A 21,021-nucleotide genomic window follows, 5' to 3' on the forward strand; every position below is an offset into this window, starting at 1 on the left:
GGGAACATCACTCTTTGTGGGCATGGTCGGCCATCTCCAGCAAATGGGTTTCAACCAGCAACAACGGTGGATGGTCAGTGGCAGATTGAAGCGGCAGTACCGGGAAACGCCCTGTGCTGCGAGGGTTGATTCGAATGATTTGAATCCGTGGCACCCACGCTCCGTTGGCGTTCAGTGTCTCGACACAGACCGCCAGCTCCAGCGTTTCAACCGCCGGGGTAAACTCGGCGTCAGGATTGACTGGGTATCGCAGGCACAGCACCAGCCGATCCCGTGCCGCTTGCACGATGCGCAAGCTGGCCAACACCTCATCACTGATGACCTCCTTGCGTTCTTGCGGAACACCTCGGCTGTGAAGGGGCACGGAAAGGCGCCGAGCACCTATTCCCAATCGATGAGCCGGTTTACCACTAAGAGGCGGTTGGAAGTCACCGAGATTGAACCTCGGCAGGACCAGATGAATGTCGCTGGGCTTGGCTTTCAGCAGCAGGTTTTTCAGCCACGAGTCATCCTCGTTCGGGCCCAGTTGTGCATACGGGGCGTTGAGCAAATAGTCCAGATAACGCCGATATTCATCCAGAGTGTGGTTGCCGCGATGATCGGCATCCAGGCCCCAGGGTGTGGTTTTCAACCATTTGTCGTGGGCGCTGAGGTTGTAGCGGTTGAACAACCAGGTGCCCCCAAACTCCAGTACGGTGAATAAGGCGCCGGCCAGATTAAAGCGGAAGAACACCGTGGACAGTCGAGTGCCCGCCGCGGCCCAAGCTGCGGTTCGGGCGGCGGTACTCCGCGCCGTCACGACCTTGAAGGTGGCGTGCACAGTGTGGCTTAGGCCGTAGGCGTTAGCAGCCGTCATGCCACCTGCGCCCAAAGTGGCAAGCGCTGCGCCAATCTGTTCGGCGCGATCTCCGGTCCGTGTCGCCTGCTGCCATTTCTGCCGTTGGGAATGGAGGCTGATGGCTGAAGAGGCAAAACCAAAAAGGTAAGTAAAGAAACCCAGCCCCACATGCATCTTCCCCATCGACACATGCACATTCTGCAAAGCACGGTGTTGAAGCCCCGACACGAGCTCAGCACTACGCGCTTTCAGAGCGGTATCCGCCAGACTTTGCGCAGCAGTAAATCCCGCAGCCCCGGTGGCAGCCGCTGCATTCAACAAAGGCGCCAACTTACGCTTATCCCGTGACTGGCTAAGCGTCTCCCTCATGACCGCAAGCAAATTCACCCCCTGCACCAAAAACACCAACAACCCCATCCCCTCGCTCCGAATCAACTGCCCATTCGGCACCGAGCTCACCCCAATCCGAATGTCCTTCAGCAAACTCCGCACCTCCAGCTGCTGCGCCGGCGGAAACACCGCCGTCACACCCGCCCGGGCCTGCGCCGCGCCGTACAGCCGAACCGACTGATCCGGCAGTTCCGCAATCGGGCTCAGCGCCCCGGCCAATCGCCCTTCGAGCTGGGTCAACTGCCCGCGCACCCGCACGATTTCGCCCTGCAACTCCACCGCCCGCGGCGTTTTGTGGCCCTGGCGGTTTTTGTTGTGGGTGAGCTGGTTGCGTTCGCGGGTCAGGGTTTTCAGGTAGTCGCGCTCCTTCAGCAGTTCCTTGAGGGTGGTTTGCAGCGCCGCGTGTTCCGCCGGGCTGGCGACGGTGAAGGTCACGCCGGTGGTTTTCGCGGCGTCGAGGATGCGACCCGACAGCGCCTTGGGCAGTTGCCGGAACAGTTCGTCGAGGTCGGGGATTTTCTCGCCCGTCAGGTCGAACCCTTCCAGCGCGCGGTTCAAGCCCAGGTTCAGTGCGGGGCTGAGGCTGTGCTGGGCGGCATCGGCGACCGCGCGGGTGGGGTCGGGCAGGTCGTCGAGCGCCGGCAAACCCAGCTGTTCGATCTTGTTCAACTCGGCCAACCAGAGCGGCAAGTTGTTGAACACACCCATGCCGGCGTTGAACAACGCTGCGTATTGCGCGGCCTTTTCCGGTTGCAGGCGCAGGGGCAAGGTGTAGAACAGTGGCCGTGTCAGTTCCGGGTGTTCCTCCAGATAACCGAGCAGGATTTCGCTGGCGTGGTCGCTGCGGCATATGTCTTTGAGGCAGGCGTATTCGGTGGTGAAAGCCTGATGCAGTTGCTGTTGATCCTGCGCGTCGTAGTACCAGGCCGAACGGTGGAAGCGACCGGCACCCACCAGCATCGTGCGGTCGGCGGTGATGCGATCGAGCATCCGGTTCCAGCGGCTGAGGTCGTCGCGATGCTGAGACAGCGCCGCGTCCATGGCCGGGCGGTCGATCAAATCGTTGACCCCGCGTTTGCCACTGAAACTGGAACCTTCGAGCATGTCTGTTATGCGCTTGTCTTGCTCATGGCCGAGTTTGATCAGGGTATCGAGGTGACTCTCGACGAAATCGTCGGGGGCCACCTCGAAATGCTGGCGCGTGTAGTAACGGCGATCCGCCTCGTCACTGGCGCGGCCGTGGGCGGTGAAGTCGGGTGTGGCGCCTTGGTATCTGGCGAATTTAAACGCCTCGGCATGGGCGTCTTTGCGCAATTGCTCCAGTTCCGGGGGCGTTGCTACGCCTGCAGGCTCGACCTTGCCACCCTTGTTCAAATAATCCAGCAAGGCTTGGCGGGTGTGTTCCTGATCCGGTTCCGGCAACTGCTCCAGATCGGCGAACAAGGCCTGCACGGTCGGGTTGCCGTCAGCCTTGGCCAGCCCGCCGATATCCCCGGCACTTAGCCGGCTCAGGGATTCGATGTAAAAGGCCAGCAAGTAATCGCGCTCGTTGGCGTCGGCATTGCTCCAGTCGTCGACCCAACCGACGACAGTGTCTTGATACTCGGCCAGATCACGCAACACGCCGAGGTCATCCTGCACCACTAGGAACAGCGTGTCGTCCTGATAAGGCCCGCGCACCTGGCCCAGAAACTCGCCGATATGCGCCTCGCGAAAGCGCCGCGGCTGCTCCCACAGATAGGGTTCACGTTCGTGCTCGGGGGCGTCGCTGACCTGCACTGTCGGCAATAAAACCGCGTCCGGCGGCGACTCGGCTGCCTGTTCAGTGCGGTCTTGTACGGCTTGCGCCTGCCGGGCCGGGGCGGTCGCAATCTCCGCCAGCCACTGTTTGCCTTGCTCGACCGTCAGCAAGTGCGTGCCACCGGTTTCGCAATCCACCGGGCCGAGATCGACGACCTGCATGAAGTGTTCGCGTTCCTCACGACTGTCGATGACCTGGGCGCATTTCGCCGCTGTCCACTGCACTTCAGCGAAGGTCACGTACAGCGTGCTGCGCCTTGAAAAAATCAGCGCCGGACGTTCCTCGATGGGCGTGCGCTGATCACTGCCGACCTTATTGCCCTTGTGCAGCAGGGCGCTGATCAAGCCGTTGTGCACCTGATATTCGTGGAGTTCACCGGTCACGCTGTCGATCACATACAACCAGCCATCGCGCAGCATACGAATGCCCAACGGACGGGCCGTCAGGGCGTAGGGTAATTTCAGTTCGGAGCCGGGATCGAGGGGCTTTTCCACCAGGCCATAGCGCAGGGGTAGCAACTGCACATGGGTTTTGCGCAGAGGGCAGGCTCCGGGGGAACCAATGGCGGTTTTCGAGGCGGCCGCCGCCGCAAGGTTGGCAGGGTGGGTCATGGGTGACCCGCCGAAGCCACTGGCGTGAAAGTGCTGAGCATCCACAGGTCCTTGTGTCTATTTCAAGACTCAGGACTTTGCGCGGATCAACCGATTGGTTGATGTCAGGCGATTCGATAATTGGCGTAGGACGGCTCCGTGAAGTCGTAATCTGCGGTCAGGTGCCGACTGCCTTCGTCACAAGACGCATGGTTGTAAGAGCGGTCTGTAGGGATGGGGGGTGGGGGCGCTGTATCGCGGGCGCAAAGCGTAGGAAGGGACAAACCCCAACACTGAACAGCATCAATGCCAGCAGCCCGAACGTCAGGGACTGCTGGCGCATACTCGGTGACTTGACGATCAAGCAACAACTGAAGCCACTGGCCATTGTTGATGCGGAATCGGTAACTTGCGCGAGTCGCCTCGCCCCATCGGAAAGTACATAAACCCGCTGCGTGCCAACCGGTCCGCGTCATACAGATTGCGTCCATCGAATATCACCGGCGCTTTCAATCGTTGCTGGATCAGATTGAAATCCGGCGCCTTGAACTGCTGCCATTCGGTGCAGATGATCAACGCATCAGCGCCGGCCAGCACCGATTCCGGGGTGCCCATGAGCATCAGCTTCGCTTCGTCGGGATACAAATGCTGGGTTTCCTGCATCGCCTCCGGGTCGAACGCCCGCACGCTGGCACCGGCGGCCCACAGCGATTCCAGGAGTACCCGACTCGGCGCGTCGCGCATGTCGTCGGTGTTGGGCTTGAACGCCAGGCCCCACACAGCAAACGTCTTGCCACGCAAATCGCCTTTGTAGAACGCGTTGATGCGCTCGAACAGCTTGTGTTTCTGCCGCTGGTTGATGGCTTCCACCGCTTGCAGCAGGTCGCTGGAGCAATGCGCTTCCTCGGCGCTGTGGATCAGGGCGCGCATGTCTTTGGGGAAACACGAGCCGCCATAACCGCAGCCGGGGTAGATGAAGTGGTAGCCGATGCGCGAATCGGCGCCGATGCCCAGCCGCACAGATTCGATGTCGGCGCCGAGGTGTTCGGCCAGTTCGGCGATCTGGTTGATGAAGCTGATCTTGGTCGCCAGCATGCAGTTGGCGGCGTACTTGGTCAGCTCGGCGCTGCGCAGGTCCATGAACATGATCCGGTCATGGTTGCGGTTGAACGGTGCGTAGAGGTCGCGCATGACATCGCGCACGTCATCGTTTTCGCAACCGATGATGATACGGTCCGGGCGCCGACAATCGGCGACGGCCGAACCTTCTTTCAAGAACTCCGGATTGGAGACGATATCGAACTGCAGCAACCGGCCGACCTTGATCAGGCACTTGTCGATGTGCGTGCGCAAGGTATCGCCGGTGCCCACGGGGACGGTGGATTTCTCCACCAGAATCACCGGCTGCTCGCGGTGGCGGGCCACCGCTTCACCCACCGACAGCACGTAGCGCAAATCCGCGGAACCATCGTCCCGGGACGGCGTGCCCACCGCAATGAACAACACCTGACCGTGTTGCACCGCGAATTTTTCATCAGTGGTGAACTGCAACCGCTTGGCCTCCAGGCTTTCGCGCACCAGGCTGGCCAGCCCCGGCTCGAAAATGCTCACGTGGCCTTGCTGCAGCAACTCGACTTTTTTCTCGTCGATGTCCATGCAAACCACGTCGTGGCCGACTTCAGCCAGGACAGCGGCCTGCACCAGGCCGACGTAACCGCTACCAAATACACTGATTTTCATAGGTCACTCCTGAGTGTGGACGCGTGAGCAGGTCGAGCGTTGATGGTGATGACGCCCAGAATGACCAGGGCCACCCCGAGGCTTTTGGAAAGGCTGAAGTCTTCGTTGAACACTGGCAGGACGGCGGCCAGCAGGTACACCAGCGCGTAGCTGATGCTCAGCAGCGAGTAAGCCCGGCCCAGCGGCACATCGCGCAGGGCCACGAGCCAGCTGAGCATCGACAGGGCATAAGCGAGGATGGCGGCCAGCACCACGGCGACGGCGCTCGGGTCGAGGCTGGCGGTCAGCAAGTGCTCCGGTGACGGCAGGCGCGTCATGCTCCAGCGCATGCCCAACTGCGCGGCACTGCCGAGCAGCACGCTGCCCAGGGCGAAGGCGATGCCCCGGCGCAGGCTCATGCGTTCAACCCCAGCAAAATCACACCGCCGATCACCAGCGCCACGCCCAACCAGTGGCGGCGGTCGATGGTTTCGTGGAAGACAAAGCGAGCGATCAGGGTGATCAGCACAAAATTGAGGCTCAACATCGGATAGGCGACGCCGACTTCAAGTCGCTGCAACACCAGCAGCCACACCAGCAAACCCGCGCCCAACGCGGCGAGGGCCAGCCACAGCCATGGCGAGCGCAATATCTCGCCCCAGCCCGACGTCTTGCCGCGCCAGTTCTCCACGGCGTATTTCTGGGCGATCTGGCCCAGGCAGGTCAGCAGGCAGGCCGCCAATACCAGCAACAGGCTCATGACGCACCCTGAGGGAATATCAAAATCACAAGGTTGCCTTGTTCATAGCGTTTGCCATCCTTGGGCAAGCGGTCGATTTCACGCAGCTCGTCTTCACCCTTGACCCGCATCAGCACGCCTACCGAGCCACGCTGACGGGCATCGTGCATCCACTGTTGCACGCGATCAGGGTCGACGCGTTGCGACACGCCGTCAGGATAAGCGAGGCCATATTTCAGTTCGCCTATCGTGTTGTACAACGCCACGTCCGGGCGTTTCAGGCGCCAGGCCAGGGCCGAAGCCGCGCCCAGATCGTTACTCAACAAACTGGCGGTCTCGCCGAGTTCCCGGGCATGCTCAAGGACAAACTGGTCGGGCATTTTGTTCGCCACCACCGATTCGGGTATGGCCGCCGGCAAGACCCCGACCAGCAGCAGGCTGCCGAAGGCCGGCGCCGCCCAGCATTGCAAGGGCCGGAACGCTTGCAGCAGGTTGGCCATGATCCAGCCGATCAGGCCGATGAACACCAGCACCAGGTTGTGCAACTCGTGGTCGTACAGCGGTTTTTTCAGTTGCAGGTACACCAGGGTGAAGAGGGTGGCCAGGCCCAGCATGAGATTGAGCAAACCATTGAGGCCCAGTACCCGGCCTTGCTCCAGCCGCAAGCGATCCGTCAGCGCATGCCCCAGCAGCAAGGCCAGTGGCAAGAGGCAGGGCATGATGTAGGTGGGCAACTTGCCGTTGCTCAGGCTGAAAAACAGCAGCGGCATCAGCAACCACAACAGCAGGAACGCGATGTTTGCCTGCCTGCGGGTTTGCCATGCCTGACGAAGTGCAGACGGCAGCAGCACCACCCACGGCAGACTGAACGCCACCAGCAACGGCAGATAAAACCACCACGGCGCGTCATGCTGCGCGTCCTCACTGGCGAACCGGCGGATGTGCTCGTGCCAGAAGAAAAACCGCCAGTAATCGGGCTCCTGCGCGTGCACTGCCAAGGCCCAGGGCAGGCTCACGGCGATGGCCACGGCAATTGCCAGCGGGCCGTAGATCAACAGTTCACGCCAGCGTTTTTGCCAGAGCATCCAGGGCAGGGCGATCAGCACCGGCAGCAGCCAGGCGAGAAAGCCCTTGGTCAGGAAGCCCATGCCACAGGCCAGGCCCAGTGTTGCCCAGGCAATCAGGCGTCGGGCGCGGGTGGTGCTGTCCAACGCAAACCACAAGGCGACCAGGCTCAGGTTGACCCAGAAAGTGAACTGCGGATCGAGATTGGCGTAGCCGGCTTGCCCGGCGACCACGGTGAAACTCATGTACAGCAACGCGCAGGCAAAGCTTTTGCGTGGCTCGTTCCACAGCCGGCGGGCGATCAAGTAACACAGCATCGCACTGAGCCCGGTACTGATGGCCGAAGCAATCCGCACCCCGAACAGATTATCGCCAAACAGTGCCTGGCCAAGGGCGATCATCCAGTACCCGGCCACCGGTTTTTCGAAATAGCGCAGGCTCATGAAATGCGGCGAGATCCAATTGCCGCTCAAGAGCATGTCCTGGCTGATCTGCGCGTAACGGGTTTCATCGGGAATCCACAGACCGTGGGTGCCCATCGGCAGCAGGTAGCCCAGCAGGAAAAGACCCAGCAGCAGCGGCAGTACCCAGCGTTTACTCATGCACCTTGCACTCCCAGCCAGCCTTCACGGCCGTCGAGCGTGCCGCGCAGTACGCGACCGGTCGGCAAGGTGCCTGGCGCCTTGGGCAGCCATTCGCCCAAGGGTTGAAAATGGATACCTCGCTGGCGCGCAGCGGCCAGCAGTTGACGAAAATCGTTGGCCATCAGAATCCCTTCTACTTCGGCGTGGATCGTATAGACGTTGAGTTTTTCCGGGGAGAATCGATCGAGAATGAACCCGTTGAAGTCCTTGGCCGCGAGCGTTGGGCCAACCACTTCATCGAAGGTCGGCAGGTCGACCGGAATCTGCGGCGCGCCCAGATCACCCTCGGCCAATATCGGGCGGAACAGACTGTGGCCACGGCAATCGCTGTTGTAGCGAAAGCCGAAAGCCTGCTTGGCCTCGATCACGCGCTCGTCCGCGCGCCAACCGGCGGCTGCCGAACACTCGATTTTTTGCCCGAGGATGTCGCCGAGCGTGTCCACGCCCTGGCGAATCTGCTCGATCAACTGTGCGTCGCTCCAGCGCCCGGCATTGGCCTGCCAGCCGTGGTGATCCCAGGCATGCAGGCCGACTTCATGACCTGCATCCCGGGCCTGGCGCATCAAGTGCCCGAGGTCGCGGCCAATGGGTTTGCCCGGCCATGCGGTGCCGGCCAGCAGGATGTCCCAGCCGTACAGCCCGGCGGCGTTGGAACGCAGCATCTTCCACAGGAACTGCGGACGGATCAGGCGCCACAAGTGGCGCCCCATGTTGTCCGGCCCGACGCTGAAGAAAAACGTCGCTTTGACCTGGGCTTCATCGAGCATCTCCAGCAGCCGGGGCACTCCTTCCCGAGTACCCCGGTAGGTGTCGACATCAATCCGAAGGCCTGCCTGCATCAGTGCTTGTCCGCGATTTCGAGCATCGCTTCACGCAAGAAGAAATCCAGGGTATTGCCGATGGTTTCGCTCATCTGCACGGTCGGCGCCCAGTCCAAAAGGCGCTTGGCGTTGTCGATGCTCGGTTTGCGGTGGGACACGTCCTGGTAACCGGTGCCGTAGAACGCCTTGCTTTCGACGTCGCGGAAGCCGGCGAACGGCGGGAAGTTGTCGCGCAGCGGGTGCGCTTCGAACTGGCGCAGCAGTTCCTCGCCCAACTGACGGATGCTGGCTTCGTTGTCCGGGTTGCCGATGTTGATGATCTGGCCGTTGCAGGCATCGTTGTCGTTATCGATGATCCGCGCCAACGCTTCGACGCCGTCTGCGATGTCGGTGAAGCAGCGTTTTTGCTCACCACCATCGAACAGGCGAATCGGCGTGCCTTCCACCAGGTTGAGGATCAGTTGCGTGATCGCCCGGGAGCTGCCGATGCGCGCCGAGTCCAGTCGGTCGAGGCGCGGGCCCATCCAGTTGAAGGGGCGGAACAGGGTGAAGTTCAGGCCTTTCTGGCCGTAGGCCCAGATCACGCGGTCGAGCAATTGCTTGGAGGTCGAGTAGATCCAGCGCTGCTTGTTGATCGGCCCGACCACAAGGTTGGAGGTGTCTTCGTCGAATTTGGCGTCCTGGCACATGCCGTAGACTTCCGAGGTCGAGGGGAAGATCACGCGCTTGTTGTATTTGACGCAGTAGCGCACCAGTTTCAGGTTTTCTTCGAAGTCCAGCTCGAACACGCGCAGCGGGTTGCGGGTGTACTCGATCGGCGTGGCGATTGCTACCAGCGGCAGGACCACGTCGCACTTCTTGATGTGGTACTCGATCCACTCGGAGTGAATGCTGATGTCGCCTTCGACGAAGTGGAAATGCGGATGGCTGCGCAGGCGTTCGATGGCGTCCGAGCCGATATCCAGGCCGTAGACCTCGTAGCGGTCGTCACGCAGCAGACGCTCGGACAAGTGATTGCCGATGAAACCGTTGACGCCGAGGATCAGCACGCGGGGGCGACGTGGCGCGCGCCCTGATTCGGCACCGCACAGCACGGAACCGTCGACCAGCCCCAGTTCGTTGGCCAGTTGCGGGCCGCTCAGGTACAAACCGTTGTCGTTGCGTTGGCCGGCAGTGATCACCAGGGAGTCTTCGCCGCAGGCAATGCGCAACGGATCGACGCTGATGACCCGGCCCGGTGCCTGGCCTTCGTTGCCCTGGGCGACTTCGGCGCTCCACACAATCAGTTTGTGCTCACCCACCGCGCAGAACGCGCCGGGATAAGGCTGGGTCACGGCGCGTACCAGATTGAACAGTTCTTCGGCCGGTTTTTGCCACATCAACTTGCCGTCGGCAGGCGTGCGGCGACCAAACACCGTGGCTTTCGATTCGTCCTGCGGGGTCTCGCTGACTTTCCCGGCGAGCAACGCTGGCAGCGTGTCGCGCAGCAGGTCGGTAGCGGCCACGCGCAACTTGCCGTGCAGGCTCAGCGCGGTGTCGCTGCGCTCAATAGCTACTTTTTTCTGGGCGAGGATCGCGCCGGCATCGGCCCGTTTGACCATGCGGTGCAGGGTCACGCCGGTTTCGCTTTCGCCATTGACCAGCACCCAGTTGGCCGGCGCACGACCGCGATAGCGCGGCAGCAACGAACCGTGCAGGTTGAACGCGCCCTTAGTGGCCGTGGCCAGCAACGGTTCGCTGAGCAGGTAGCGGTAATAAAACGAGAACAGGTAATCGGGGTTGAGCTTGGCGATGCGTTCGATCCACAGCGGATGATTGACGTCTTCCGGCGCGTGCACCGGGATCCCCTGACGGGCGCACAGTTGCGCAACCGAGCCGTAGAACGCGTTTTCCTGCGGATCATCGGCATAGGTGAACACGGCGGCAATCTCGTAACCGCTGGCGAGCAGGGTTTCGAGGCCGGCACAGCCAATATCGTGATAGGCGAAGACAACAGCTTTTGCGCTCATGAGAGAACCTGATCTGAAGAGGTGGAAGTGAGGCCGTCGACGGTGACCACAGGCGCCGGGCTGGCCGGCTGGCCGCGCAGGACTTTTTCGATGAAGAACCGCGGACGGGCGCGAACGTCGCTGTACATGCGCCCGAGGTACTCGCCCAAAAGGCCCATGCCGATGAACTGGCCGCCGGTGAACACGAACAGCACGGCGAACAGCACGAACGTACCGTCACCGGCCCAACTGGCGCCGAACACCAGCCGCAGGACGATCAACGCCATGGCGAATGCCACGCCCAGTCCGGCCATGGCGAAGCCGACAATGCTCAGCAACCGCAGCGGCGTGGTGGTCATGCACGTGATCAGGTCGAACATCAGATTGACCAAGCGCATGGGGCTGTACTTCGATTCGCCGTGTTCGCGCTCGGCGTGGGTCACCAGGATTTCCGTGGTGTGCCGGGCAAAGCTGTTGGCCAGGATCGGAATGAACGTGCTGCGTTCGCGGCAGGCGAGCATGGCGTCGACAATGGTCCGGCGGTAAGCCCGGAGCATGCAGCCGTAGTCGCTCATGGCGACGCCGGTGGAACGCTGCACGGCGAGGTTGATCAGCTTCGACGGCCAACGGCGCAGGGCCGAGTCCTGGCGGTTGTTGCGCACCGTGGCGACCACGTCATAGCCGAGTTCGGCCTGAGCCACCAACCGTGGAATTTCTTCGGGCGGGTTTTGCAGATCGGCATCGAGGGTGATGACGACATCCCCCTTGCACTGCTCGAAACCGGCCATGATTGCCGCGTGCTGGCCGTAATTGCGGTTGAGAATGACCGCCACCACCGGGCTGCACTCGCGACTGGCGGCTTCTTCAAGTATCTGCGCCGAGTGGTCACGGCTGCCGTCGTCGACCAATACGATTTCATAGTCATGGTGCAATTGCTGGCACGCCGCTTCGGTGCGCCTGAGCAGTTCGGGCAGGCTGTCCTGTTCGTTGTAGACCGGGATGACAATTGACACACAACGGATCGGATAAGGTTTCACAGGCGGCTGTCCACAGTGGCTTCGATGGCGCTGACCACACGGTCGACGTCGTCGTGGGTCATGTCGGGGAACAACGGGATCGAACACAGGCGCGCCGAGTTCCATTCGGTATTGGGCAGGTAGATGTTGGGGAATCGCCGGCGGTAGTAGGTGTGCAGGTGAGTGGCGATGAAGTGAATGCCGGTGCCGATGTTTTGTTCCTGCAGGGCTTTCATGAACGCCTCACGGTCCAGCCCGCAGCGCTCGGTGTCGATGCGCAGGATGAACAAGTGCCAGGCGTGCTGCTGCGGGTAGGCCGGAATCGCCAGCGGTTGCACCGGTGAGCCTTCCAGCCGTTGCAGGTAAGTCTTGGCCAGTTCGGTGCGCTTGGCGTTGATCTGGTCCAGGCGCTCCAGTTGCACCAAAGCAATGGCGGCATTGATGTCGGCCAGATTGTATTTGAACCCCGGCTCGATCACTTGGGCCTGGGGTTTGCGGCCGTGGGTCAGGCGGTCGTAGGCATCGACGCCGAGGCCGTGAAACTTGAGCATGCGCACCCGGTTGGCCAGCGCTTCATCATCCGTGACGAACATCGCGCCCTCGGCGCAGGTCATGTTCTTGATCGCGTGGAACGAGAAGATCGCCGTGCCTTTCGCGCCGACGTGACGATTTCTGTAGAGGGTTCCGGCGGCGTGGGCGGCGTCTTCAATAACGGGGATGCCGTGTTTGTCGGCCAACGCATAGAGCGGGTCGAGATCGAAGGCGGCGCCGGCATAATGCACCGGAATGATTGCCCGGGTGCGCGGGGTGATGGCCGCTTCAATGTGCTCCATGTTGCTCATCAGCGTGTCGCGGTCAACGTCGACGAACACCGGTGTCGCGCCCAGCAGGCAGATCATGTTGGCGGTGGAGACCCAGGTCTGGGACGGGGTGATCACTTCATCGCCGGGACCAATGCCCAAGGCCAGTAATGTGACGTGCATGGCGCCGGTCGCCGAGGAAAGTGCCACGGCATGACGGCAGCCCACGTAGTTGGCGAAGTGTTCTTCCAGTTGCTGGTTTTTCGGTCCGGTAGTGATCCAGCCGGAGCGCAATACTTGCTCTACGGCAGCCATTTCTTCATCGCCGATACTGGGGCGGGAGAAGGGGAGAAAAGCCTGACTCATGGGCACCTCAAGGCTGTTGGCTTAGTGGTGTGGCTCTAGATAATTATTGGATCCAATAAAAGCGTAGCCGAACAATCTAAAGCTGCATCAATGAGTTGACTCATCATGCTGACAATCCGCTTTCATTGACTTTTCCTGCCTGGACCGGCAGGTTGGGAGCCCCTTGCGGCTCACCGTATTCATAAGAGGTTAGGCGCGTTTTTGTGAAAGGAACATGAAAAACCAGTCGGCGAATCGTTTTTCTGACAGCTATTAAGCCCGTGTTCAGACTACTGCCGTTCATCGCGTTTTTAGTAGAAAGGTCCTACAGAAGTGTTCCGCTTTATATGAAGGATGTTTCAATCCTTAGTTGTTTTAATGATCTGTTTCCACTCAAGGCCGTTTTGTTTTGATTGACTTACCTGTTGCTGATTCAACTGCTGCAAAGAGCCCGATGACCGTGTATCTGGCGCGACTGGCGCCGTCCAGCCAACTGACCATGCGTTATGTGTTGCAGGATGCGGCCGACCGTCTGGGCTTCGAAGACATGAACGTCGAGGAAATTCCCTGGCACGAGCTTCAGCCCGAGGATGTGATCGCGCTGGTCGCGGCACTGCGTGAGGATGGCTACGCGCCGAATACGTCGTCGCTGTACGTCAACGCTGTGCGCGGGGTGATGAACGAGGCGTGGCGCATGACCCTGATCAGCCAGGAACACTTGCTGAAAATGCGCTCGGTCAAGGGGATTGCCGGTACGCGGCTGTCCCAGGGGCGCAACCTGCGACGCTCGCTGATTCAGGAAATGATGGCGGTCTGTGCCGCGGACCCTCGGCCACAAGGCCTGCGTGACGCGGCGATCATCGGGATTCTGTATGGCTCGGGCATGCGTAAATCGGAATCGGTGAACCTGGACCTCGATCAGGTGGACTTCACCGAGCGCAGCCTGCGGGTGACCGCCAAAGGCAACAAGCAACTGATCAAATACGCACCGGCCTGGGCATTCGCCAAACTGGATGCCTGGCTGGAGCTGCGCCGCTCGCAGCTCAAGGAAGGCGAAGTGGATGATCCATTCCTGTTCAATCGCATTCGCCGTGGCAGCCACATCACTCGTGAGCGCATCACCAAGCACGCGATCTATTACATCGCCCGCCAGCGCGGTGCGCAGGTTGGGGTGAAGATCATGCCCCACGATTTTCGCCGCTCGTTCATTACCCGCGTGATCGAGGAACATGACCTGTCGATCGCGCAGAAACTCGCCCATCACAGCAATATCCAGACAACCGCCAACTACGACGTGCGGGATGACAACGAGCGGCGACGGGCCGTGGATCGTTTCGACCTTTAAGCTTCGCTCAACACGTGGGCGTGACCGATGGTCGAGACGTGCACCGCACTGCCGGTGGGTGGCGCGTACAGGCCCGAACTGCGCACCATGAGCGTGCGACCGGGCTGTTCGGCGGATGGCGGCGACTCCAGTTCCACGGTCAAGGTGCAGGTATTGCCGCTGAAATCCCGCTCGGTCACCACTGCGCGACACCCGGTGGCCTCCACCGCGCTCGGCACGATGCCGACCACTTGCAGCTGCTCAGGCCGCAGCATGATCTGCGCGCAACGGTTGTTGCGATGGTTGTTGACCGGGATCCGCCCCAGATCGCAATGCGCCCAGCCAGCTTCGATCCTGGCGGGCATGACCACCGCATCGCCGAGGAACAGCGCGGTTTGTTCGTCGCCGGGGTAGCGGTAGAGGTCCAGTGGATGACCTGACTGCACCAGTTGGCCATCGCGCATGACCGCCAGTTGATCGGCAAACGACAGCGCCTCGCTTTGGTCATGGGTCACCAGGATGGTGGTGACCCCGGCGTCTGCCAGCAACCGCGCGACCAGTTTGCGCATGGCCGCTCGCAAGCCGGTGTCGAGCGCGGAAAACGGCTCATCAAGCAACATCAGGCGCGGCTGCTGCGCCAGTGCCCGCGCCAGAGCCACGCGTTGTTGCTGGCCGCCGGAAAGCTCGTGGGGCCAACGATTGGCCATGCTGGAATCCAGTGCCACGCTGTCCATCAGTTCAGCGATACGCTCCTGTTTTTGCGCACCCTTGGTCGACAGGCCGAAACCGATGTTGGCGGCCACGGTCATGTGCGGGAACAGGGCGCCGTCCTGCGGGACATAACCTATCTGGCGTTGGTGCGCCGGGACTTCGTGGGTGTCGTCCACCAACGTCTGGCCGTTGAGTGTCAGGCGACCCCAGTCCGGAAACTCGAAACCGGCGATCATGCGCAACAAGGTGGTTTTGCCCGAACCGGAAGGCCCGACGATCACCGTGCGGCTGCCCGTCGGCACCGACAGGCTGATGTTTTCCAGGGCGCGTTGCGAGCCATAGGATTTGCAGATCGAATGCAGTTCAAGAGCGTTCATCGGCCAGCCGTTTTTTTGGATTGGTGATAGAGGAGCCCGGTCAACGGAAGTGACAGCAGGATCATCAGCAAGGCATATGGCGCGGCAGCGGCGTAGTCGATCTCGCTGGTCAACGCCCAGAACCCGGTCGCCAGCGTGCGCGTGCCGTTCGGCGCGAGCAGCAAGGTGGCGGTCAATTCATTGGTGATCGCCAGAAACACCAGCGCGGCACCCGCGGCTGCACCGGGCGCGGCGAGGCGCAGGGTAATCAGCCACAGTGCGCGGCCGGGCGAGCGACCGAGACTGCGCGCGATGTTCTCCAGCTCCACCGGCGCCTGGGCGATGCCGGCCCGCAAGCTGACCAGCGCACGGGGTAAAAACATCAGCAGATACGCCAGCAGCACGGTGATCGTGGTCTGATAAATCGGCCGGGCGAAATGTACCGTGACGGTCACCAAGGCCAGGGCGACCACAATGCCCGGCAATGAGCTGGTGATGTAGTTGCAGCTTTCGAGGACCCGTTGCAGCCGCCCCGGCGAGCGGATCGACAGCCAGGCAATCGGGATCGCCGCACAGGTGGTGAGGGCCGCACCCGCAATCCCGAGCAGCAGCGTCTGTTGCAGTGCCGGCATCAAGTCATCCATCTGCCAGACGTGCACACCACCGGCGATCAGCCACTTGCCCAAGGTGATCAACGGCACCCCGAGCGCGAGGGCACAGGTCACGATCTGCAAGGTCAGCGCGAGCACCGTGGGCACCTTTTTCAGGCGCACGAGCTGCTGCTCCCGGGCGCTTCCGGAACCGACGCGGGCATAACGCGCATTGCCACGCGCCGTCGATTCAACGGTGAGCATCGCCAGGCAGCACAGCGCGAGAACACTGGCCAGCATGTTCGCGGCAGGTCCGTTGAAGGTGGATTTGAACTGATCGAAGATCGCCGTGGTGAAGGTGTCGAAGCGGATCATCGCGTACAGGCCATATTCGGCCAGCAGGTGCAGCCCCACCAGCAAGGCGCCGCCGCAAATGGCCAGGCGCAACTGCGGCAGCACGACGCGAAAAAACACGGCCCAGGGCTTGAGCCCCATCGATTGCGCGACATCTTCAATGGCCGGATCGAGCCGACGCAAGGTCGCCGCGATCGGCAAGTAGAGGAAGGGGAAGTAGGCGATGACCGACACCAGAACCCCGGCAAACAGCCCGTGAATCGGCGGCACCAGGCTGACCCAGGCATAGCTGTGGACGAATGCCGGAACCGCCAGCGGCGCGGTCGCCAGCAACGACCACCAGCGTCGCCCCGGCAGATCGCTGCGCTCGGTCAGCCAGGCCAGTGTCACGCCCAGCGCGATGCACAAGGGGATCGTGATCAACACCAGCAACACCGTATTGATCAACAGCTCGCCAACCCGTGGCCGGAACACCAGTGCCAGCAAGGTCGACCAGCTAGTTTGTACGGACACGCCGATGACAAAGGCGATGGGCAGCAGCGCGAGCAGAGAAACCAGCACCGACAAACCGATCACCCACGCACCGCCGCGACCCACGAACAATCCGCGGGAGCGGCGGCGTAAAGTTGCGGGAATCGCCTCAGCGACGCCCGCGGGTAATGTTTCAGGTATCAATTAGAGCAGTCCGGCCTGAGTCATCAGCTCCACGGCTTTTTTACTGTCGAGTTTCGAGGCGTCGACTTTCGGCGCGTCGAGCTGCTGCAGCGGCACCAGTTTGGGGTTGGATTCAGCGTTCTTGCCTACAGCGTATTCATAGGAGTTGCCGGTCTTGAGGATCGCCTGGCCGTCTTTGCCGGTGACCCATTTCAGGAACGCCTGTGCTTGATCCTTGTGTTGGCTGGACGCCAGGACACCGCCACCGGAAATACTCACAAACGCGCCCGGGTCTTTGTGCTTAAAGTAGTGCAGGGCGGTGTTCTTGCTGTTCTCGCCGGTCTTGGCCTGATCACCGAAGCGGTAATAGTGATAAATCACGCCGCTGTCAATTTGTCCGGCGTTGACCGCTTTGAGCACCGAGCTGTTGCCCCGGTACGCGGTAAAGTTGTTTTTCATGCCCTTCAGCCACTCAAGCGTGGCGGCTTCGCCCTTGAGCTCCAGCACGGCGGCGACAATCGCCTGGAAGTCGGCACCGGCCGGGGAGGCCGCCCAACGGCCTTTCCACTTGGCGTCGGCGAGGTCCATCAGCGACTTCGGCAATTCGGCTTCGGGCAGTTTGCCCGGGTTATAGACAAACACCGTGGAGCGCGCCGCGATCCCGACCCATTTGCCGTGGGCCGGACGGTAGGCTGCATCGACCTGTTCCAGGGTGGTCGGCGCCACCGGCGCAAACAGCCCGGCGTTGTCCACCAGCACCATGGCCGGGGAGTTTTCGGTCAGGAACACGTCAGCCGGGGAGGCCGCGCCTTCCTGCACGATCTGATTGCCCATTTCCGTGTCGTCGCCATTGCGTATCGTGACCTTGATCCCGGTTTCCTTGGTAAAACCTTCGACCCAGGCTTTGGTCAGGCTTTCGTGCTGGGCGTTGTAGACCACGATACCGTCGGCATCGGCGGCGTAGACGTGGCCGGCGCTCAGCAGGGCAGTGGCCAGCAGGGCTTTTTTCAGGAAAGAGGGGATATGGCGATTCATGCTTCGGGCAGCTCCTGTTTTTTTGGGCGTCATGCGCAGGAATTCGCGGGTCAACCAATGCGAATCATTTGCATGTTTCGGATCGCTGGAATGTAGTGGGTACAATGAGAAAAAAACGTTAAATAAACCGTTAATACATGTCATTTTCATTCAGATTAGCAGTGACTCAGCCCCTTGCGCGGTCGATCTGATTCAAACGATGTCGTCGATCAGGATATGGCGCTGGCCACGGCTGCAAATCTCGATTCTGGCTTCGACCTCGTAGACATCGCGCAGCATCTGTTCGGTGATCACTTCAGCGCTGGGGCCGCTCCCCCGGGACGTTCCATTGGCAATCACCAATACCTGATCGGCAAAACGTAGCGCTTGATTCAGGTCATGGATGGCAATAAATACAATGACTTCGCGTTTGCGTGCCAGTGCGCGCATGAAGTTCAGCACTTGAACCTGCCGATGCATGTCCAGCGCGCTGGTCGGTTCGTCCATCAGCAGGATTTCCGGTTCGCGCACCAGCGTTTGTGCGATCGATACCAATTGCTGCTGCCCGCCACTGAGTTCACCGAGGTTGCGAAAGGATAGTTCGGTGATGCCGAGCGCGTCGAGAATCTGGTCCACGAGTTTCAGTTCGTCGTCGTGAACGACCCACCCCGGTGTCAGTTGTTTGCGGGCCAGCAACACAGATTCATAGACGGTCAGCCGGGCGCTGGCATTCAAGCCCTGAGGCATATAGCTGATGCCCTGCGGCCCCTTTTTCGAGCCCTGCAAGTTGACCTGTCCCGGGCCGTCGATCAGCCCGGCCATGCGTTTGAACAGGGTGGATTTACCCGCTGCATTGGGCCCGACCACCGCGACCACCTGGCCACCGATAAACGTTGCCGTAGTCACGCCGCTAATGATCTCGCGCTGGCCATAGCGGGCGCCAAGGTTTTCAAGCTGGAGCTTCACCATGTGTTTTTCTTCCCGCCAAGGATCAAAGAGATGAAGAACGGCACGCCGATCAGCGAAGTGACCACGCCAATAGGGAAAATCGCGCCGGGGATCAGGGTTTTGCTGACCACCGAACTGGCGGACAGAATCAGCGCTCCGGTCAGCAATGACGCCGGCAAAAAGAACCGTTGATCTTCACCAATCAGCATCCGGGCAATGTGTGGGCCGACCAGCCCGATAAAACCGATGGTGCCGACGAAGGCCACCGGAAACGAGGCGAGCAGGCTGACCATGATCAGCGTCTGGAAGCGCAGGCTGCGCACGTTGATCCCGAAACTCGCGGCTTTGTCATCGCCTAAGCGCAGGGCCGTCAGGGCCCAGGCCCGCTTGGCGAAGATCGGCAGGGTGATGAGGATCACCGCGCAAATCACCCCGAGTTTTGGCCAGGTGGCTTTGGTCAGGCTGCCCATGGTCCAGAACACCACGGCCGCCACCGCTTGCTCGGTGGCAAAAAACTGCACCAGTGCCAACAACGCGTTAAACGTAAACACCAGGGCAATGCCGAGCAGCACGATGGTTTCGGCGGTTACGCCGCGACGCATGCTCAGAAAGTGGATCAGCAGCGCGCAGAGCATGGCCATGATGAACGCGTTCAGCGGCACCATGTACTGCGCCGCCAGCGGGAACAGCGCCACCCCGAAAGCCAGTCCCATTGCCGCGCCAAAACTGGCGGCAGCAGAAAGGCCCAGGGTGAACGGACTGGCCAGCGGGTTGTTGAGGATTGTCTGCATCTGCGCACCGGCCAGCGACAGCGCCGCGCCGACCGCAACCGCCATCAGCGCGACCGGCAAGCGGATGTCCCACATCACCACCCGCACTTGCGCCGACGCCGTGTCCGGTGAAAACAAGGCGCCAAGCACCTCCTTCAGGCTGTAACTGGCCGGCCCCAGCGCCAGATCGAGCAACACGCTGAACACCAGCAACACCGCAAGCGCAACCAGGATCAGCCGTTTTCGCAGGACCCGTTGGCGGTACGTCGCGCTCTGCGCAATAGGCAGTTCACCTAACGAACTCATGGCTTGCCCCCGGTTTTCTCAAGGCTGACGAAGTAGCCCGGCTGGTAGGGCACGGGCAGGAAGCGCTCGTGGAGTTCGCGAAACGCGGCGTCGGGATCCAGATCGGCAAACAGCGCCGGATGAAACCACTTGGCCAATTGCTGGATGGCCACAAACTGGTAGGGGCTGTTGTAGAACTGATGCCAGATGGCATGAAACGCTTGATCGTTCTGCGCCTTGATGCCGGCATAGGCCGGGCGTTGGGTGTACCAGGCCAGTTTGTGCCGCGCTTGTGTCAGGTCCGCGCCCGGTCCGACACCCACCCAGCGACCGCCGGGCGCAAAGGCTTGCCAGTTGGCGCTGGTGACGACCACTTGATCCGGGTTGGCGACGATCACCTGTTCGGGATTCAACTGGCCAAAGGTGTTCACAATGATGCTTTTGGCGATGTTGTTGCCACCGGCCATGTCGACAAACAGGCCGAAATTTTCGTTGCCGAAACTCAGGCAACAATCGTCGGTGTACCCACCGATTCGCTCGATGAACACTGTGGGCCGCGCAGGGTGTTTGGCCTCGATGACGTCGGTGACACGACGGATCTGTTGTTTGCGAAAGTCGATAAACGCCTCGGCGCGCTCTTCCTTGCCAAACAACTGGCCGAACAGGCGCATGGTCGGCTCGGTGTTTTGCATCGGGTTGTTGCGAAAATCGACGTAGACCACCGGGATCCCCAGCGCGTCGAGCTTCTCGATGTAGCGCGCATCTTCGGTGGCGTGCTGCGCTTCGATGTTCAGGACGATGACGTCCGGTTGTTGCGAGATCGCTTGCTCGATGTCGAAGGTGCCGTCTTCGAAGCCGCCGAAGGTGGGAATCCTGGCGATGTCGGGGAACTTGCGCAGGTAGGCACCGTAAGTGTCCGGGTCGGACTGAATCAAATCCTTGCGCCAACCGACGATGCGCTCGATGGGGTTTTGCGTATCCAGCGCGGCGACCAGGTACAACTGGCGCCCCTCGCCGAGAATCACTCGTCTGACCGGGAGGTGAACCTTGACCTTGCGGCCCAGCAGGTCAGTGACCGTGACGGCGGCGGGATCCGGATTCGCCGCGAGCGCGGTGCGTGGCGCCAGGGAAAACCACACCACGCCCAGCAGTCCCGCCAATAGCAGGGCCGCGAAGGCGTGGCGGCGTGGATGAACAGATGCCATGGTTGAAACCTTTGCAGGTAGCCAGACCGGGCAACGGCTCATGCCGTTGCCCGG

General features: G+C 61.2%; 16 protein-coding genes. 1 reads left to right on the forward strand and 15 read right to left on the reverse strand.

Annotated elements, in window-relative coordinates:
• Window positions 1-7: 7 nt before the first annotated feature.
• From KGA82_RS16865 to arnB, 9 genes are all read right to left on the reverse strand, one after another.
• Window positions 8-3,640, reverse strand: coding sequence for a toxin VasX (locus KGA82_RS16865; protein WP_223451368.1), 3,633 nt, complete (start codon window positions 3,638-3,640; stop codon window positions 8-10).
• 339 nt (window positions 3,641-3,979) lie between these two features.
• The gene (locus tag KGA82_RS16870; protein WP_008038398.1) at window positions 3,980-5,359 is read right to left on the reverse strand and encodes a UDP-glucose dehydrogenase family protein; all 1,380 of its coding nucleotides are present in this window, start codon (window positions 5,357-5,359) and stop codon (window positions 3,980-3,982) included.
• Window positions 5,356-5,757, reverse strand: coding sequence for a 4-amino-4-deoxy-L-arabinose-phosphoundecaprenol flippase subunit ArnF (gene arnF, locus KGA82_RS16875; protein WP_008026471.1), 402 nt, complete (start codon window positions 5,755-5,757; stop codon window positions 5,356-5,358). Before arnF ends, KGA82_RS16870 begins: the two co-directional genes overlap by 4 nt.
• Window positions 5,754-6,098 (reverse strand): 4-amino-4-deoxy-L-arabinose-phosphoundecaprenol flippase subunit ArnE, encoded by a 345-nt coding sequence (gene arnE / locus KGA82_RS16880; protein WP_223451370.1) that lies wholly within the window; start codon window positions 6,096-6,098, stop codon window positions 5,754-5,756. Before arnE ends, arnF begins: the two co-directional genes overlap by 4 nt.
• Entirely contained in the window at window positions 6,095-7,744 is a 1,650-nt protein-coding gene (gene arnT / locus KGA82_RS16885; protein WP_223451372.1) for a lipid IV(A) 4-amino-4-deoxy-L-arabinosyltransferase, read from the reverse strand. The genes arnE and arnT overlap by 4 nt, the downstream gene beginning before the upstream one ends.
• Complete coding sequence (arnD, locus tag KGA82_RS16890; RefSeq protein WP_223451380.1) at window positions 7,741-8,625, reverse strand: 4-deoxy-4-formamido-L-arabinose-phosphoundecaprenol deformylase; 885 nt, start codon at window positions 8,623-8,625, stop codon at window positions 7,741-7,743. Before arnD ends, arnT begins: the two co-directional genes overlap by 4 nt.
• Window positions 8,625-10,616 (reverse strand): bifunctional UDP-4-amino-4-deoxy-L-arabinose formyltransferase/UDP-glucuronic acid oxidase ArnA, encoded by a 1,992-nt coding sequence (gene arnA, locus KGA82_RS16895; protein ID WP_223451382.1) that lies wholly within the window; start codon window positions 10,614-10,616, stop codon window positions 8,625-8,627. Before arnA ends, arnD begins: the two co-directional genes overlap by 1 nt.
• Window positions 10,613-11,632, reverse strand: a complete 1,020-nt coding sequence (gene arnC, locus KGA82_RS16900) for an undecaprenyl-phosphate 4-deoxy-4-formamido-L-arabinose transferase (protein ID WP_223451384.1) — start codon at window positions 11,630-11,632, stop codon at window positions 10,613-10,615. The genes arnA and arnC overlap by 4 nt, the downstream gene beginning before the upstream one ends.
• The gene (gene arnB / locus KGA82_RS16905; protein ID WP_223451386.1) at window positions 11,629-12,777 is read right to left on the reverse strand and encodes a UDP-4-amino-4-deoxy-L-arabinose aminotransferase; all 1,149 of its coding nucleotides are present in this window, start codon (window positions 12,775-12,777) and stop codon (window positions 11,629-11,631) included. Before arnB ends, arnC begins: the two co-directional genes overlap by 4 nt.
• 433 nt (window positions 12,778-13,210) lie before the next feature.
• Here arnB and xerC point away from each other — a divergent pair, with 433 nt between their 5' ends.
• The gene (gene xerC / locus KGA82_RS16910; protein WP_223451395.1) at window positions 13,211-14,101 is read left to right on the forward strand and encodes a tyrosine recombinase XerC; all 891 of its coding nucleotides are present in this window, start codon (window positions 13,211-13,213) and stop codon (window positions 14,099-14,101) included.
• Here xerC and KGA82_RS16915 read toward each other — a convergent pair.
• The 6 genes from KGA82_RS16915 to KGA82_RS16940 all read right to left on the reverse strand — a co-directional run bounded on the left by KGA82_RS16915 (window position 14,098) and on the right by KGA82_RS16940 (window position 20,967).
• Complete coding sequence (locus KGA82_RS16915) at window positions 14,098-15,168, reverse strand: ABC transporter ATP-binding protein (RefSeq protein WP_207284299.1); 1,071 nt, start codon at window positions 15,166-15,168, stop codon at window positions 14,098-14,100. The two genes, xerC and KGA82_RS16915, sit on opposite strands and share 4 nt — an antisense overlap.
• A complete protein-coding gene (locus KGA82_RS16920; protein WP_223451661.1) occupies window positions 15,165-16,763 on the reverse strand; it encodes an ABC transporter permease in 1,599 nt (532 codons plus the stop codon). The genes KGA82_RS16915 and KGA82_RS16920 overlap by 4 nt, the downstream gene beginning before the upstream one ends.
• 3 nt (window positions 16,764-16,766) lie before the next feature.
• Window positions 16,767-17,780: an iron ABC transporter substrate-binding protein gene (locus tag KGA82_RS16925; protein WP_008026448.1), complete on the reverse strand. Its 1,014-nt coding sequence runs from the start codon at window positions 17,778-17,780 to the stop codon at window positions 16,767-16,769.
• A gap of 192 nt (window positions 17,781-17,972) precedes the next feature.
• Window positions 17,973-18,728 carry an ABC transporter ATP-binding protein gene (locus KGA82_RS16930; RefSeq protein WP_223451404.1) on the reverse strand — a complete coding sequence of 252 codons (756 nt, stop codon included), beginning with the start codon at window positions 18,726-18,728 and terminating at the stop codon, window positions 17,973-17,975.
• On the reverse strand, window positions 18,722-19,783 hold the full coding sequence (locus tag KGA82_RS16935) for a FecCD family ABC transporter permease (RefSeq protein ID WP_223451406.1): 1,062 nt from the start codon (window positions 19,781-19,783) through the stop codon (window positions 18,722-18,724). Before KGA82_RS16935 ends, KGA82_RS16930 begins: the two co-directional genes overlap by 7 nt.
• Window positions 19,780-20,967, reverse strand: a complete 1,188-nt coding sequence (locus tag KGA82_RS16940; protein WP_223451408.1) for an ABC transporter substrate-binding protein — start codon at window positions 20,965-20,967, stop codon at window positions 19,780-19,782. Before KGA82_RS16940 ends, KGA82_RS16935 begins: the two co-directional genes overlap by 4 nt.
• Window positions 20,968-21,021: the final 54 nt, after the last annotated feature.

Source organism: Pseudomonas sp. BF-RE-22, assembly GCF_019956155.1.
In the GTDB taxonomy this organism is placed as follows: domain Bacteria; phylum Pseudomonadota; class Gammaproteobacteria; order Pseudomonadales; family Pseudomonadaceae; genus Aquipseudomonas; species Aquipseudomonas migulae.

What these genes read in the sequence shown, in the direction of transcription:
- KGA82_RS16865 (WP_223451368.1), bottom strand. Translation starts at nt 3,640, where the DNA reads ATGACCCACCCTGCCAACCTTGCGGCGGCGGCCGCCTCGAAAACCGCC.
- KGA82_RS16870 (WP_008038398.1), bottom strand. Translation starts at nt 5,359, where the DNA reads ATGAAAATCAGTGTATTTGGTAGCGGTTACGTCGGCCTGGTGCAGGCC.
- arnF (WP_008026471.1), bottom strand. Translation starts at nt 5,757, where the DNA reads ATGAGCCTGCGCCGGGGCATCGCCTTCGCCCTGGGCAGCGTGCTGCTC.
- arnE (WP_223451370.1), bottom strand. Translation starts at nt 6,098, where the DNA reads ATGAGCCTGTTGCTGGTATTGGCGGCCTGCCTGCTGACCTGCCTGGGC.
- arnT (WP_223451372.1), bottom strand. Translation starts at nt 7,744, where the DNA reads ATGAGTAAACGCTGGGTACTGCCGCTGCTGCTGGGTCTTTTCCTGCTG.
- arnD (WP_223451380.1), bottom strand. Translation starts at nt 8,625, where the DNA reads ATGCAGGCAGGCCTTCGGATTGATGTCGACACCTACCGGGGTACTCGG.
- arnA (WP_223451382.1), bottom strand. Translation starts at nt 10,616, where the DNA reads ATGAGCGCAAAAGCTGTTGTCTTCGCCTATCACGATATTGGCTGTGCC.
- arnB (WP_223451386.1), bottom strand. Translation starts at nt 12,777, where the DNA reads ATGAGTCAGGCTTTTCTCCCCTTCTCCCGCCCCAGTATCGGCGATGAA.
- xerC (WP_223451395.1), top strand. Translation starts at nt 13,211, where the DNA reads ATGACCGTGTATCTGGCGCGACTGGCGCCGTCCAGCCAACTGACCATG.
- KGA82_RS16915 (WP_207284299.1), bottom strand. Translation starts at nt 15,168, where the DNA reads ATGAACGCTCTTGAACTGCATTCGATCTGCAAATCCTATGGCTCGCAA.
- KGA82_RS16925 (WP_008026448.1), bottom strand. Translation starts at nt 17,780, where the DNA reads ATGAATCGCCATATCCCCTCTTTCCTGAAAAAAGCCCTGCTGGCCACT.
- KGA82_RS16930 (WP_223451404.1), bottom strand. Translation starts at nt 18,728, where the DNA reads ATGGTGAAGCTCCAGCTTGAAAACCTTGGCGCCCGCTATGGCCAGCGC.
- KGA82_RS16935 (WP_223451406.1), bottom strand. Translation starts at nt 19,783, where the DNA reads ATGAGTTCGTTAGGTGAACTGCCTATTGCGCAGAGCGCGACGTACCGC.
- KGA82_RS16940 (WP_223451408.1), bottom strand. Translation starts at nt 20,967, where the DNA reads ATGGCATCTGTTCATCCACGCCGCCACGCCTTCGCGGCCCTGCTATTG.